The 15,692-nt window shown below is 35.2% G+C and carries 10 protein-coding genes; 6 read left to right on the forward strand and 4 right to left on the reverse strand.

All coding sequences use genetic code 11. The features are described 5' to 3' along the window. Positions 1-75: 75 nt before the first annotated feature. From T410_RS14660 to T410_RS14675, 4 genes are all read right to left on the reverse strand, one after another. Positions 76-1,506 carry a TolC family protein gene (locus tag T410_RS14660; protein WP_035673126.1) on the reverse strand — a complete coding sequence of 477 codons (1,431 nt, stop codon included), beginning with the start codon at positions 1,504-1,506 and terminating at the stop codon, positions 76-78. After that, positions 1,499-4,669 carry an efflux RND transporter permease subunit gene (locus T410_RS14665; protein ID WP_035673128.1) on the reverse strand — a complete coding sequence of 1,057 codons (3,171 nt, stop codon included), beginning with the start codon at positions 4,667-4,669 and terminating at the stop codon, positions 1,499-1,501. The genes T410_RS14660 and T410_RS14665 overlap by 8 nt, the downstream gene beginning before the upstream one ends. Positions 4,670-4,691: 22 nt before the next feature. Beyond that, positions 4,692-5,774 (reverse strand): efflux RND transporter periplasmic adaptor subunit, encoded by a 1,083-nt coding sequence (locus T410_RS14670; protein WP_035673131.1) that lies wholly within the window; start codon positions 5,772-5,774, stop codon positions 4,692-4,694. A 174-nt stretch (positions 5,775-5,948) separates the two neighbouring features. Then, positions 5,949-6,344 (reverse strand): hypothetical protein, encoded by a 396-nt coding sequence (locus T410_RS14675; protein ID WP_035674677.1) that lies wholly within the window; start codon positions 6,342-6,344, stop codon positions 5,949-5,951. Between the two features lie 506 nt (positions 6,345-6,850). Between T410_RS14675 and T410_RS14680 the strand changes: the two genes are divergently transcribed. The 6 genes from T410_RS14680 to T410_RS14705 all read left to right on the forward strand — a co-directional run bounded on the left by T410_RS14680 (position 6,851) and on the right by T410_RS14705 (position 15,692). Further along, on the forward strand, positions 6,851-7,150 hold the full coding sequence (locus tag T410_RS14680; RefSeq protein ID WP_035673134.1) for a helix-turn-helix transcriptional regulator: 300 nt from the start codon (positions 6,851-6,853) through the stop codon (positions 7,148-7,150). Between the two features lie 5 nt (positions 7,151-7,155). Continuing rightward, entirely contained in the window at positions 7,156-8,262 is a 1,107-nt protein-coding gene (locus T410_RS14685; RefSeq protein ID WP_035673136.1) for an NADH:flavin oxidoreductase, read from the forward strand. 434 nt (positions 8,263-8,696) lie between these two features. After that, positions 8,697-9,755, forward strand: coding sequence for an NAD(P)-dependent alcohol dehydrogenase (locus T410_RS14690; protein ID WP_035673138.1), 1,059 nt, complete (start codon positions 8,697-8,699; stop codon positions 9,753-9,755). 6 nt (positions 9,756-9,761) lie between these two features. Further along, positions 9,762-10,178 carry a cupin domain-containing protein gene (locus tag T410_RS14695; RefSeq protein WP_035673140.1) on the forward strand — a complete coding sequence of 139 codons (417 nt, stop codon included), beginning with the start codon at positions 9,762-9,764 and terminating at the stop codon, positions 10,176-10,178. Positions 10,179-10,460: 282 nt separating this feature from the next. Next, positions 10,461-11,693 carry an ROK family transcriptional regulator gene (locus T410_RS14700; RefSeq protein ID WP_035673143.1) on the forward strand — a complete coding sequence of 411 codons (1,233 nt, stop codon included), beginning with the start codon at positions 10,461-10,463 and terminating at the stop codon, positions 11,691-11,693. Between the two features lie 612 nt (positions 11,694-12,305). After that, a complete protein-coding gene (locus tag T410_RS14705) occupies positions 12,306-15,692 on the forward strand; it encodes a TonB-dependent receptor (protein ID WP_193743752.1) in 3,387 nt (1,128 codons plus the stop codon).

Raw genomic sequence — 15,692 nt, forward strand, 5'->3', positions numbered from 1 at the left:
TGTAAAGGAAATCAGCGACCAAATAAAAAAGAGCCAGTCAAAAAATTGACTGGCTCTTTATATTTAAAATATTTCTTATTTCCACCCCCCGCCTAAAGCCCTGTAAACATGGACTGTGGCATTGAGTTGTTCTTTCTTGGTTTCAATTAGATCGAGTTTCGACTCTAACGCGTCACGTTGTGTCATCAGAACTTCAAAATAATCAACTCTGGCAGACTTAAACAAATCATTAGAAACATCTATAGAACGGTTCAATGCAGCTACTTGTTGCGATTTCAAGTCATAGCTTTTTCCGATATTGCTGATCTTAGAAAGCTGGTTAGAAACTTCAAGATAAGCATTAAGAATGGTACGCTCATAGTTATACAAAGCCTGAAGTTGTCGTGCATTGGCAGAACTATACTCAGCTTTGATTGCATTTCTGTTGATAAGTGGTCCAGCAATATCTCCGGCTAATGAATACAGTACCGACTCTGGAAGCGTAAACAAATAGGATGGTTTAAATGCCTGTAATCCTATCGCTGCCGAAATATCGAGTGACGGATAAAACTCGGCTCTAGCCACTTTTACATCCAGCTTCGCTGCAGTCAGCTCTAATTCGGCTTGTTTGATATCTGGACGATTCGACAATAATTGCGAAGGAATTCCTGAATTGATTAAAGAAGGCATTAAGCTTAAAAAATTACTTTTATCCCTCGCTATTTCCTGTGGATAACGTCCGAGTAAAAAGTTAATTTTATTCTCCGTTTCTTTTATATTTTGAAGAATATCAAATTCCAAACTTTTGGAAGCCATTACCTCTGCCTGAAACTTTTGAACTGCTAATTCAGTAGCTCTAGCCGCTTCTTTCTGAATTTTTACAATTTCTAAGGCGTTAGATTGCAATGCGATGTTCTGTTTTACAATATCTAATTGGCTGTCTAAAGCCCGTAATTCATAATAAGAATCAGCAACTTCAGCAATAAGGTTCGTAATCACGAAGTTTTTACCTTCAACAGTCGCTAAATACCTGCTCACTGCTGCTTTCTTAGAATTGCGCAGTTTTTTCCAAATATCAACTTCCCAGTGGGCATAGGCTGCCAGTTTATAATCTTGTAAAACTTCTGGAACTATAAGACCTGGAGTAATCTCCGCAGATGCATCTCCAGCTCCTTGACTGGTATACTTTCCTACTTTTTCAACTCCTGCTCCTACCCCTAAACCAACTGTTGGTAAAAGCAATCCTTTTTTTACACGGATATCATTCTTTGCAATCTCAATTTCCTGTAAAGTAATCATCAATTCCTGATTATTTTTCAGGGCTAAATCGATCAAATTGACCAGATTCTGATCCTTAAAATAGGTTCGCCAAGGAGTAGCAGAAACATTGGTCGTATCGGTACTCTTATCGAACGACTCAGGAACAGGTTTACTTGCTGTCAACGGTGCAAAAGCCGGTGTACAACTTACCGCCGCCAGGCAAATACCTAGCGGGATAATATATTTATAAAGCTTAATTTTATACATGATTATTATCAATTTCTTCCGTTAATGGATTGTTATTTTGTTTTTTTACCATCTTGATTTTTGCAGCAATACTTCCGAAGATATAATACAATCCCGGAATAAGCAGTACTCCAATAACAGTTCCTAAAAGCATTCCTCCAAGCGCGGCAGACCCAATTGTTCTATTACCAATTTTACCTGGACCACTTGCAAATACCAATGGAACTAATCCCGCAATAAAAGCAAATGAAGTCATTAAAATAGGACGAAATCTAACTTTGGCACCTTCCATAGCAGCTTCTAAAATGGTGGCTCCAGCTTCGTGTTTTTGAACAGCAAACTCGACAATCAAAACCGCATTTTTACCTAGCAAACCTATAAGCATAACAAAGGCGACCTGAGCATAAATATTATTTTCTAAACCGCATATTGAAAGCAATAAAAATGATCCAAAAATACCTGCCGGAAGTGATAAAATCACTGCAAAAGGCAAAATAAAACTTTCGTATTGAGCCGCTAAAACCAAATAAACAAAGAGTAAACAGATTAAAAAGATATAGACTGCCTCGTTACCACGACCCACTTCATCTTTAGAAATACCTGCCCAATCGATACCAAATCCTCTTGGTAATTTTTTCTCTGCCACTTCTTGAATGGCTTTGATAGATTCTCCACTACTAAATCCTGCTGCTGATTGCCCACTGATTTCAGAGGCATTATACATATTATGTCTTGTGATTTCAGACAATCCATATACTTTTTCCATTTTCATAAAAGCTGAAAACGGTACCATTTCGTCACGATCGTTTTTTACATACAATTTCATAATATCTTCTGGCAAGGCTCTGTATTCTGGCGATGTCTGAACGATTACCTTATATTGTCGGTCGTATTTGATAAAACTAATTTCATAATTACTACCGACTAATGTTGAAAGTGTATTCATAGCATTATCAATCGAAACTCCTTTTTGTTGGGCAATATCATTGTCGATTTTCATCATATACTGCGGAAAACTAGCACTATAAAAACTAAATACCGATGATAATTCTGGTCGTTTATTCAATTCTTTTACAAAATCGTTATTTACGGTTTCCATTTTTTTATAATCACCAGAACCTGCTTTATCTAGCAAACGCAATTCAAATCCACCTGCAGCACCATAACCGGGTACAGCTGGCGGTTGGAAAAACTCTAGTGTAGCTCCAGTAATATCTTTGGATTTTTCCTCGAGTTCTTTCATAATCTCATTTGCTGAATGCTCCCGATCTTCCCAACTTTTTAGGTTGACCAAACAAGTTCCAGAATTAGAACCTGTTCCTTCTGTTAAGATTTCAAATCCAGCCAAAGCCGATACCGATTGCACTCCTTCGATTTTTTCTGCAATTTTTTGCAATTTTAAAGCCACATCATTGGTTCTTTCTAATGAAGATCCCGGAGGTGTTTGTATAATGGCATAGAACATACCTTGGTCTTCATTTGGAATAAATCCTGTTGGAAGACTGTTGTTCAAGAAAAAGATTCCAACACAAAAAGTGATGAAGGCAATAAAGGTGATAGACCTTTTGTTAACGATTTTCCCAAGTATTCCTTCGTATTTTCCTGTAAGTTGGTTGAATTTATTATTAAAACCGTCCAAGAAATTGTTCAAAGGCGTTTTCTTTCTAGGTATACCGTGAGTGTTTTTAAGCATCATAGCACAAAGTGCCGGTGTAAGTGTCAGTGCCACAATACCTGATAATATAATACCTGTTGCCATTGTGATCGAAAACTGACGGTAAAAAATACCTACCGGACCAGACATAAAAGCAACAGGAATGAACACCGCCGCCATCAAAAACGTAATGGCTATAATTGCGCCACTAATTTCGTGCATTGCTTTTTTGGTAGCCTTGAGCGGACCTAAATGTTCTTCTTCCATCTTGGCGTGTACTGCCTCGATAACTACAATAGCATCATCGACAACGACACCAATAGCCAAAACAAGGGCGAATAACGTAACCAAATTGATTGTGATTCCGAAAAATTGCATAAAAGCAAATGTTCCAACAAGCGAAACAGGTACAGCAATGGCAGGAATAAGTGTAGAACGCCAATCTCCTAAAAATAGGAAAACTACCAGTCCTACCAGAATAAAGGCTTCTACCAAGGTGTGTACTACTTTTTCGATAGAAGCATCTAGAAATTTAGAAGCGTCATAACTTATTTCATAGTCAACACCTTTGGGAAATGATGATTTCTTTATTTCGGCTAATTTAGCTTTTACGTCCTTAATAACCTGACTTGCATTACTCCCGTAAGATTGTTTTATGGTAATTGCCGCCGATGGACTTCCATTCAGGTTCGAATAAATATCGTACATCGAACTTCCAAATTCTATATTGGCGACATCTTTCAGACGAAGTATTTCTCCGTTTGGATTCGATTTTAAAATAATGTTTCCGTATTGTTCCTGAGTGGTGAAACGTCCTGAATATTTCAATACATATTCAAAAGCTTGGGAGCGTTTACCGGAACTTTCTCCCGTTTTTCCTGGCGATGCTTCTAAACTTTGTTCTTCTAAAGCCTTCATTACCTCATCGGCAGAAATTTTGTAAGCCAGCATTCGGTCTGGTTTCAACCAAACTCGCATTGCATAATCTCTATTTCCTACAATATCTGCATCACCTACACCATCGACTCTTTTAAGTTCCGAAAGAATATTGATATCTGTAAAGTTGTATAAAAACTTTTGATCCATCTTTGGATCTTTGCTATACAAGTTTACATACATTAAATTACTTGATTCTTCTCTAGTAATTTTCACCCCTTCACGAACTACAAGCGGTGGCAGTTTATTTACAACAGATGCAACTCTATTCTGAATGTTTATTGAGGCTTGATTCGGATCTGTTCCTAAATTAAATATTACTTGTATAGATGCCTCTCCATCATTACCGGCATCGGATGCAATATATTTCATTCCAGGAACACCATTAATGGCTCTTTCCAAAGGAATCACAACAGATTTAATCAATAACTCATTATTTGCCCCAGGATATTCTGCTGTTAAATTTACTTTTGGTGGCGAAATAGAAGGCAATTGGGTAACGGGCAAATGGGTCATTGCCAAAATACCAAGCAAGACAATCATCAGCGATATGACTATCGACAGTACGGGTCTTTCTATAAATTTATTAAACATTTTGTATGATTTAAGATTACGTCTATTCTGCTTTTAATTTCAAATGATTCAGCACTTCTTCTGGTTTCTCAAAATCGTATTTGATTTTGTCATCATCCTTAACTTTCTGAACTCCTTCAAGTAGTATCTTGTCAGTTGCTGCAAGACCACTTTTTATTACATATAAATCAGGCATTTCGCCAGTAACAGTAATTTCTTTTGAACTCACAACATTATTTTTATCCACCACAAAAACGTATTTTTTATCTTGAATTTCGTAAGTTGTTTTTTGCGGAATTACCAAAGCATTCTTAACAGGAACGGTCATCAAAACTTTACCGGTTTCACCGTTTTTCAATAATTTATCAGGATTTGGGAAACTCGATCTAAAAGCTACATTACCTGTTTCGCTATCAAACTCGCTTTCTATAAGTTCTACTTTTCCTTTATATTTCAAAAGTTTTCCGTTTGCCAAAAGCAAGCTTACATGACTATCGCCACGACCTTTAATATTTTCTTGATATTCTAAATATTCAGGTTCCGAAACGTTGAAATAAGCAAACATCTTACTATTATCAGAAAGGCTGGTTAATAATTCTCCTTCTTCAACTAAACTTCCTATTTTTTTTGGGAGTCTATCGATAATTCCGGCAAATGGTGCCCTGATTTCGGTAAATGATAAATGAAGCTTTGCCATGGCTACTTCGGCTCTCGCTTGTGCGAGTTTGGCTTGTGCAATGGCTTGTTCATTTTTGGAAATTACATTTTTGTCCGCAAGTGTTTTGGCATTTAAAAGTTCAATTTCAGCACTTTTTGCTTCGGCTTGTGCTTTTAGCAATTCGGCCTCATACATTTTAGGCATAATTCTAAACAATAGCTGACCCGCTTTTACAGATTGCCCTTCATCAACATAAATGTTTTGCAAAAATCCTTTTTCTTGTGTTCGGATTTCAATATTTCGTACAGATTTAATCTGAGAAACATACTCTTTGGTAAACGAAGTGTCGATTACGGCAGGATTAGTCACAGTAAATTTGACAGTTTCTTCTTTTTCTTCTTTTTTAGTTGTACAGCTCAATAAGCACAATAGGGCTATGAAGCCAGTAAAAACGGCAGTTTTCTTCATGGTATTAAATAAAATTGGCGCGAATTAACGCAGTGAATTCGGAAATTTATTGGATGGAAAAAGGCATTAGTCGTCAGGGAGAGACCTAAACTGTCATGCAAAAGGGAATTTGGTTACTATACATCCACATTTAGGTATTTATAAACATACCAATGGTAACCGATATATGGTATATCAAATTCTTAAAACGCTATTTATGATATAAATAGCAGATGAATTGCCGCAAAAAGGCATGAAGATTTTAAAACGCTTGTAGTAATAATTTGAAATGGAGCATTGAGCTACTGTTAAATACCAGTTGTCAAGTAAACTGTCTTTTCCAGCAAAAAATTTATTCGAAACTCCATCTTTAATATCGTTACCGTTGGAGTATTCCTCATCCAAATCTAAATCAGTATACTCAATTATGGCACTACCTTGATTTCTATTTGTAAATTTTACTTGCTGGTTTTTTACAAGATTTGGAGTTGAAAAATCGCTTATGTGGCTATGATTTGTATCTGCATGAAGATAACTCCCTCCGCCTAGCAGATGGATACACAGATATACAAAAAATACAACTACTCTCATTTGGGAGCCAAAAGTAACAAAAGAATTCAAAAAATTGAAAGGAAAGGAAGAAATTGTGTTGGATTTAACAAGTGAAAATAACGAAAACGTTTTCATTAATTAATCTGAAATAAATTAATCTGAAATAAATTAATCTGAAATAAATTAATCTGAAATAAATTAATCTGAAATAAATTAATCTGAAATAAATTAATCTGAAATAAATAATTGAGCATAAAACAGTTATTAAATTCAACCCTACTAAACTCTTCAGAACATAAAACTTCTTTTCAGGATTTTAAAAATACTTTGCTTATCCCTATTTTAAAAATAAGTTAGTTTATTCAAATCTTGGATAAAATGATTCGAAAAACACCTCAATTAAGTTCCAAAACCATGATTATCAAGGTAATTTTATCAGAACAAATAATTAGCTAACCAAAATATTCATTAGTACTATCTCTTAAAAATATCCTAAATATTTTTTTATAAATAGACATATCGGGAATAATCGATATATTTGCATCATGGAATCTATAGAATTATTTAAAGCATTATCAAACAAGTCCAGATTACAAATGCTGGAATGGTTAAAAGAACCTGAAATAAATTTTCCTGAACAACTGGCAGCTGGTTTTGAGCATGGTGTTTGTGTAGGACAAATTCAGGCAAAAGCAGGACTTACCCAATCGACGGTTTCAGAATATTTATCAATACTACAACGTGCGGGGTTCATAGAATCTACTCGTGTTGGCCAATGGACCTATTACAAGCGAAACGAAGAAGCATTTACAGCACTTAGCAAAATAATTGAATCTAATTTATAAACAATATGAACACAAATAGTTTGTTTACGTCCTTCAACTTGAAGACGCTAAATCTTAAAAATAGAATTGTAATGGCGCCTATGACGCGCTCTTTTTCTCCAAATGGAATCCCTACTGATGAAGTAGCAGCTTATTATCAAAAAAGAGCTGAAGGTGAAGTTGGCTTGATATTATCTGAAGGAACGGTTATCAATAGACCTTCGTCATCAAATGATGCTAATGTGCCCCATTTTTATGGGGACCAATCATTGGCAGGATGGAAACAAGTAATTGAAGGCGTGCATGCAGCAGGTGGACAAATGGGACCGCAGATATGGCATATGGGTATCATGGATAATCACCATTCAGGTTGGGTACCTCCAGTACCTTTTGAAGGACCATCAGGATTGAACAGGCCTGGTTTTAGCAATGGTACAACAATGACAACGACAGATATCGAGAATACCATTCTAGCTTTTGGAAAAGCTGCCGCTGATGCCAAAAGATTAGGTTTTGACTGTATCGAAATACATGGCGCCCATGATTATTTAATTGATCAGTTTTTCTGGGAAGCAACCAATCTTCGAACTGATAATTACGGAGGAAAAACATTGGCCGAACGTACTCGTTTTGCCGTTGAAGTAATTAAAGAAATAAGAAAACAAGTAGGCGAAGATTTTGCTGTGATTATGAGAATTTCTCAGTTCAAACCATCGGATTACAATTTTAAACTGGCAAAAACACCTCAAGAAATGGAAGCTTGGCTTAGTCCGTTGATTGATGCCGGTGTGGATATTTTACATTGCTCCCAACGCCGTTTTTGGGAACCTGAATTTGAAGATAATGATCTTAACTTTGCAGGATGGGCTAAAAAAATAACCGGTAAACCAACTATTACTGTAGGTTCTGTAGGGCTTTCTAGTGATTTCTTTGGTGCTTTTGCAGGGGAAAGTTCAATACCTACTTCCTTGGATGAATTAACCCGACGTTTAGACAGAGGCGATTTTGACCTAGTAGCCGTGGGAAGACCACTTTTATCAGATCCGAATTGGGTTGCTAAAATAAAAGCTGGAAAAAACGACCAGCTAAAAGGGTTCAGCAAAGAAGCTTTGACCGAATTAATTTTGGAATAGTACTGCTTAAAAAAGCATTTTCTAGTGGGTCGCTATGTTATTAAAAACTAAAAAGATAAGTAAGTAAACTGACTAAGAATGGCTCTATTGCAAATTAGTTCTTAAACTTTCAATAAAAATTTGGCTGAATTAAAAATTACGGATTTTGTTTGTGTAATTTAGACTGTTGACCTGGTTTTGATTATTAATTCATGTCATTGGGATTTCATATTCTAGTTGAAAGAATTAAAAAATTGAACTCTGATTGCCCCTTCCCTATTTTGCGTGAGTGATGGTAGTGGAGCTCTTTTTTTGAGAGTTTTTATCTCTCAAAAAAAAGCGGGAACACACAGCACGACCCGTAGTTTTTACGAAGGGGTACGCCCAAATAAAAAAGGTGTTATTATTAAGCAGCATAAAATTTATTTAACATAACAATTTTAAAATTTAATCGAATGGAAACAACAAATGTAAAAGCTTACGGTACAGTGGCGGCAGATGTCCCTTTAAAACAAATGAATATCGAGCGCAGAAACATTACTACGAAAGATATTGAAATCGAAATTTTATATTGTGGTGTTTGTCACTCTGATTTACACACTGCCAGAAATGACTGGGGATTCACGACTTATCCCGTGGTTCCTGGTCATGAAATTGTGGGAAAAGTGACCCAAGTAGGAAGCGATGTTACAAAACTAAAAGTAGGTGATTTTGCTGCAGTTGGTTGTTTGGTAGATTCTTGCCAAACTTGCGATAACTGTAAAAAAGACTTGGAACAATATTGTACAACCGGGTGGATAGGTACTTATGGTAGTCCTGACAAACACTTAGGCGGAATGACTCTTGGTGGCTATTCGGAAAAAATTGTGGTCGATGAACACTTCGTTTTAAAAGTGCCTGCTAATCTTGATTTGGCTGCTACAGCGCCTTTATTATGTGCAGGAATTACCACTTGGTCACCACTTCGCCACTGGAAAGTTGGTAAAGGGAGTAAAGTTGCCGTTGTAGGTTTAGGTGGATTAGGACACATGGCCATAAAACTAGCCAAAGGTTTAGGTGCTGAAGTTACTCTTTTCTCCAGATCAATTGATAAAGAAAAAGATGCGTTGGAATTGGGCGCCGATGCTGTTGTAATTTCAACAGATGAAAATCACATGAATGCTGTAAACGGAAAATTTGATTTAATTATTGATACCGTTCCTTATGTTCATGATGTAAATCCTTATGTAGGGACTTTGAATACTAACGGAACTTTAGTTTTAGTAGGATATTTGGGTGGTTTAGAACCAATTTTAAATACTGTTCCGATGATAATGGGAAGGAAATCAGTTGCTGGTTCATTAATTGGTGGAATTGCCGAAACGCAGGAAATGTTAGATTTTTGTGGTGAACATAATATTGTATCCGAAATTGAAGTAATTAAAATACAAGATATCAATGAAGCTTATGAAAGAATGCTAAAAAGTGATGTTCGGTACCGTTTTGTAATCGATATGGCATCGCTTAAAAGCTAAAAAAATATGAACACAACAGCTAAAAACGAACAGAATACCATTTTCTCACAAGGCGATAAAGCAAATCCTGATTATTTTACTGGAAATGCTTGGCTAAATTTATTAGTGAATGAAAGTGAGTTTAATAGTGTAATTGGCAATGTAACTTTTGAAGCGGGAGCCAGAAACAACTGGCATACTCATCCGGGAGGCCAAATCCTAATTGTAACCGATGGAACTGGCTACTATCAGGAAAAAGACAAGCCAATTCAATTGATTCAAAGGGGTGATGTTGTAAAAATTCCGGCTGATGTAAAACATTGGCATGGTGCTTCAGTTGATAGTCCTTTGACTCATATAGCCATTACCGCCAGTACTCCAAAAGGAGCTGTAGACTGGCTAGAAAGAGTAACTGATGAAGAATACAATAGTTATAAAGAGTAAAATCATCTTAAAAAAAAGGTGTTTAATTTCAATCCAATTGATTTCATAATTTATTTTCAATTAAAAATAAAACCCTGTAAATTATATAATTTACAGGGTTTTTAGTTTTTACTAATTCCATTTTTACTCTATGGAAATCAAAATTAAACCCAACTTCTTAGATACTAATTATTCTAAACAGATTACCTATTTAATACTGAAATAGGATTTAAGTCATTGTGTAAAAGAAATTATAGTAAGTTTGTAAATGAATCCCATTGATTTTTTTTTAAAGCAACAATAATGAGTTTAAAAGATTTATTAGACAATAGTAAAGACAAAAGCCTTTCTGGGCAAAAGTGGCATATGCTAAGACAAGCAATCGTAAAACGATTATTGTCTGCCGGTAATGCTACAATAGCAGAATTAAGTTCTGAACTACAATCTAGTGTCCCAACGGTAACCAAAGCCGTTAACGAATTATTACCGGAAGGCTATGTGGTAGATCTGGGGAAAATCACCAATAGTGGAGGAAGACGACCTTCACTGTATAGTATCAATCCAACTTGTGCTTACTTTTTAGGTGTCGAAGTCAGTATTGCTAATATGTCTATTGGCTTACAAAACATTAAAAACGAATTTGTCAGTATTGAATTAGGAACTTCCTTTATTTTAGAAAACACACAAGAATCACTTTTGGAATTTTGTAATCTTATCAATTCATTTATAGAAGACAGCTCTGTCGAAAAAAAGATGATTGTGGGTGTTTGCATCAACTTTTCAGGTCGTATTAATTCGATGGAAGGATTTAGTTACAATTATTTCTTTAGCGAAAACAGACCTTTAACAGAAATTATTTCAGAACAATTGGACATGCCAGTTCATTTGGAAAATGATACCAGAGCCATGACTTTTGGCGAATATTCTGAAGGAGTGGTTGATGACGAACAGAATATAATATTTCTTAATTACAGTTGGGGTGTGGCTATAGGAATGATTACTGACGGTAAACTATATTATGGAAAATCTGGCTACTCCGGAGAATTTGGCCACAGTACTATCTTTGATAACGGAATTATGTGTCAGTGTGGTAAACTTGGATGTCTGGAAACTGAAATTTCAGGCTGGTCCTTAGTAAACCAATTCAAGGCAGCTCTAAAAGAAGGAAAACAATCAAAAGTAGTTCTTGATGAAAGTTCACCTGCTTTACAACACCATGCTATTATTTCTGGAGCTTTTAATTTAGAAGATACATTGTGTGTCGATTTAGTGACAAAACAGAGCGAGAAAATGGGACGCTATTTGTCTATTCTACTCAATATCTTTAATCCTGATTTATTGGTAATTGGTGGTGATTTTGCACAATTAGGTGATTATACTCTTTTGCCTATTCAATCCGCATTAAAAAAATACTCTTTAGGTTTAGTCAACCGGGATATGAAACTTAAAAAATCGACTTTAGGTCGTCGCGCTGGCGTTATTGGAGCTTGTTGTGTAATAAAAGAAAAGATGTTATCCCCATTCATAAATAACTAAAATTACTTCTAAATTTTAGTTATTAAAATAATTTAATAATTGTATTGCATTTATTAAATTTATTTATATATTTACACCGTGATAATAAATAACGCGGAAATAATTCTATTTTAAAATTGTTTTTTTACGCTAATTTTCTACTTTCTCGTTTACAAGAAATCAAGAAAAAGCTTTAGTTCAAAACAAAACTCTGTACAAAATTACTGTTACAAAAAAGAGATTTATCATTTAAGATTACTGATCGCTCACGAATTTTCACTGTGCTATTTTCTATTGAAATGATTTTTTCTACTAGTTAAGATTGCCTATAAAAACTAAAGTAAAAGTTCATATTCTTAAAATACAAAGAACGATTTTAAGATTGCTAACATAAAAAAATAACAAAATTGGGAATGCCCTTTTTTACAAAATATTCATTTGTTATCCATAAAAAAAGCCAGCACATGCTGGAAACATTGCTGGCTGGTTCTTCATAAAAGAACTGTGGTTGGAAAACAAATAAATAAACCAAGAAGGAAGAATTATTATTAACCTAACCATTACAAAAGTATGTATTTATTACCAAAAAGCAAGCCGAAAAATTATTGGCTGACCCCTAACTTCGGGAAAGCTATGAAATTAACATCCTTATTTCTAGTAGCTTTTACCGTACAAGCATCAGCTTCAGTATCGACACCGACGGTTCTTTTTTTAGAAAAAAATGTTACCGTTGCAAAAGAAACAATCAAATTAGGCCTAATCCAAAAGAAAATTACAGGAAAGGTAACCAATGAAAAAGGAGAATCTTTACCTGGAGTAAATATTATTGCCAAAGGCACTACTATTTCAACACAGACCGATTTTGACGGAAATTTTACATTTGAAGTACCAGACAATATTACAACATTAGTTGTTTCTTACATAGGTCTTCAAGAGCAAGAAGTAACGATTGGAAATGCACCACTTACTATAGTTTTAAAAGAGGTGGGACAACAAATGAATGAAGTTATTGTAGTAGGTTATGGTTCGCAAAATAGAAGAACCTTAAGTACTTCAGTTTCTAAATTAGACAAAAAAGTGTTAGAAAATGTTCCTTACTCAAACGTAACTCAAGCATTACAAGGAAACGTAACTGGTTTAGTGGTACGTACCGCATCAGGACAACCTGGTAAAGCATCTAATATTTTAGTACGTGGAGGTACTTCTATTGATAATCCAGCAGGTGCAACTCCTATGTATATTGTTGACGGAGTTATTCGTACCCAAATTGATGATATTAACTCTGCTGACATTGCTTCATTACAGGTGTTAAAAGATGCCGCTGCAACATCAATCTATGGAGCCCGTGCTTCTAATGGTGTAATTATTATTACAACATCAACCGGTAAAGCAGGTAAAACTAAAATCACTTATAATGTATCTACTCAAAATAGCCGAGTAGGCAAGAAATATGATTTCTTAGACGGAGGAGACTACATTAGACTGCAACGTTTAGGTTTGTATAATGCTGCCGAAATCGCCGGACTTTCAACAACAACCGGTATTGCAAGATTAGGACAATTAACAGGAGCTACTCCTGCCGGTACTGGAAATAATTTATTGAATAACACGCCTTTTGCTACCTTATTGAAATCAAATTTGGACGCACCCACTATTCAAGGTTTACAAGCTAAAGGTTGGCAAGAAATAGCAGATCCTCTAAATGCTAACAATACTATTATGTATAAAAGCACGAATTGGAATGACATTTTATTTCAAAATGCAATCACACAAAATCATACTTTAGGTTTTAGCGGTGGTGGTGATGCCGGTACTTTCGATTTAAGCTTAGGGTATCTAAAAGGAGATGGTGTTACTATATTTACTGGATACCAACGTTTTACAAGTAAATTAAATGCTTCTTTGAAATTAGCGGATAACTTTACTATAAATGGTAGAGTATTATACTCAAAATCAAGTAACAATCAAGTAGTAGCCAATAGTGTTGTTTTCAACAGATATTTAGGAAACTCCCCTACTACAAAATTATATTTAGAAGATGGTACTTTGGCTCCAGGCCAAAATAACATCAACGGAAATCCATTATACCAAATGGGCAAAGTAAAAGGAATTAATGAAAACAATAAATTGCAGATGGGTGTTGATGGTGATTTAAAACTTACTAAAGACTTAACTTTTACACCTTCATTGTCACTTTATAACGAAAGTGAAAATGATAATACTTTTCAACAGGCATTTTTAAGTGGTAGCAATGGTTTAGTTGATAATACGCGTACTGCTACCAGATTAAGCAATCAAATCGCTCAGTTACAATACGAAGGGGTTTTTACTTATGCTAAATCTTTGGATAATGTAGGTGATTTTCAAGCAAAATTAGGAGCGTCTAAATTCGACAGAACCATAAAAGCATTCAATGCTTCCGGGAAAGGAAGTCCTTCTGATCTTGCTCAAACGTTGGATTCATCGCCAATACCGGTTTCTGTATACAGCAACAATACCAGATTAGTGTTGAACAGTGTTTTTGGTCGTGTGAATTACGATTACAAAAGCAGGTATTTTGCAACAGCTTCTTTCCGTTATGATGGCTCTTCCAGTTTAGGTCCGGATAATAAATATGGTTTTTTTCCAGGATTATCTGTAGGTTGGAATGCACATGAAGAGAAGTTTTGGAAAGTAATGCCAGAAGTTGTTTCCTCTTTCAAACTACGTGGAAGTTATGGGGTAAACGGTAACTTAGGTACTTTAGGCGATTTCCAATCAGGTGGATTATATTCAGGTACAACAAACGGATTTGCTAATAGTTACAACGGTCAATCTGCAATTGTAAATTCACAAATTGCAAACCCAGGTTTGAAATGGGAACAATCACAAACTATAAATGGAGGTTTTGATTTAGGTTTTAATCATGATAAAATTAGAGTAATTGGAGACTTTTATAACAAATTAACTTCTGATTTATTAACGAATTTAACGCTTCCTTCCAATAGTGGTTTCTCTACTGTTCTAACAAACTTAGGAGGATTAAGAAGCAAAGGTTTTGAATTAGAATTGAATGCCAATGTGTACAATCAAAATGATTTAAAAATTAATGTGGGTGCTAATGTTTCACACAATACTAACGTAATTGAGAAACTTCCTTTCAATGGAAATGCTAACAATAGAATTGGTGGAACTGAAATTTGGGATAAAGCAAGCGGTTCTTACAAATATGTAGGTGGTTTACAGGAAGGTCAAAAAATTGGTGATTTTTATGCTCACAAACAATTATATATCCTTTCTACACAAGCACAAGCAGATGCTTATAACGCAACTACACATGATACTTATGTAACTAAAACAGCTGCAGCCGGTGGTAATCCAACTGGTAAGAAATTTGCTGGAGATGCAGTATTTGAAGATACAGATGCAAATGGCATTATTGATAGCAAAGACAGAACTTTTATGGGTAATATGTTCCCTAAATTTGTGGGTGGTTTCAATTTTAATGCGGACTATAAAGGATTCTCATTAACCGTAAGAACAGATTACTCTTTAGGAGCTACTATTTACAATGAAGCCAGAGCGCGTTTTGTAGGTCAATTTCAAGGAAATTACGGATTGTTAGCCGAAAGTTTACAGTCTTGGCAAAAAGAAGGTGACATTACGGATGTACCACGTTACCGTTGGGCTGATCAAACGAACCAAAATAACTTATTCCGTTCTGAAGCAAGTGGTGCAGCTTATAATACCAATATGTTCCAAGGAAATAGTCGCTACTACGAAAGTGGAGATTACTTATGTATAAGAGAAGTTACATTTAGTTATACCGTTCCAAAATCGATAGTTGAGAAAGCTAGATTGGCATCAGTACGTGTGTATGTAACAGGAAGTAACTTATACTATTTCACTAAATACAGTGGTTTAAGCCCAGAAGTTCAAGGGATTGATGGTGGTTCCAGTTTAGGATTAAATTCAGCTGGATCTACAGGTACTTATCCTGTTCCAAAAAACTTTATCCTTGGTTTAAACATTGGTTTGTAA

The sequence above is a fragment of the Flavobacterium sp. 83 genome, from assembly GCF_000744835.1.
Classification (GTDB): Bacteria; Bacteroidota; Bacteroidia; order Flavobacteriales; family Flavobacteriaceae; genus Flavobacterium.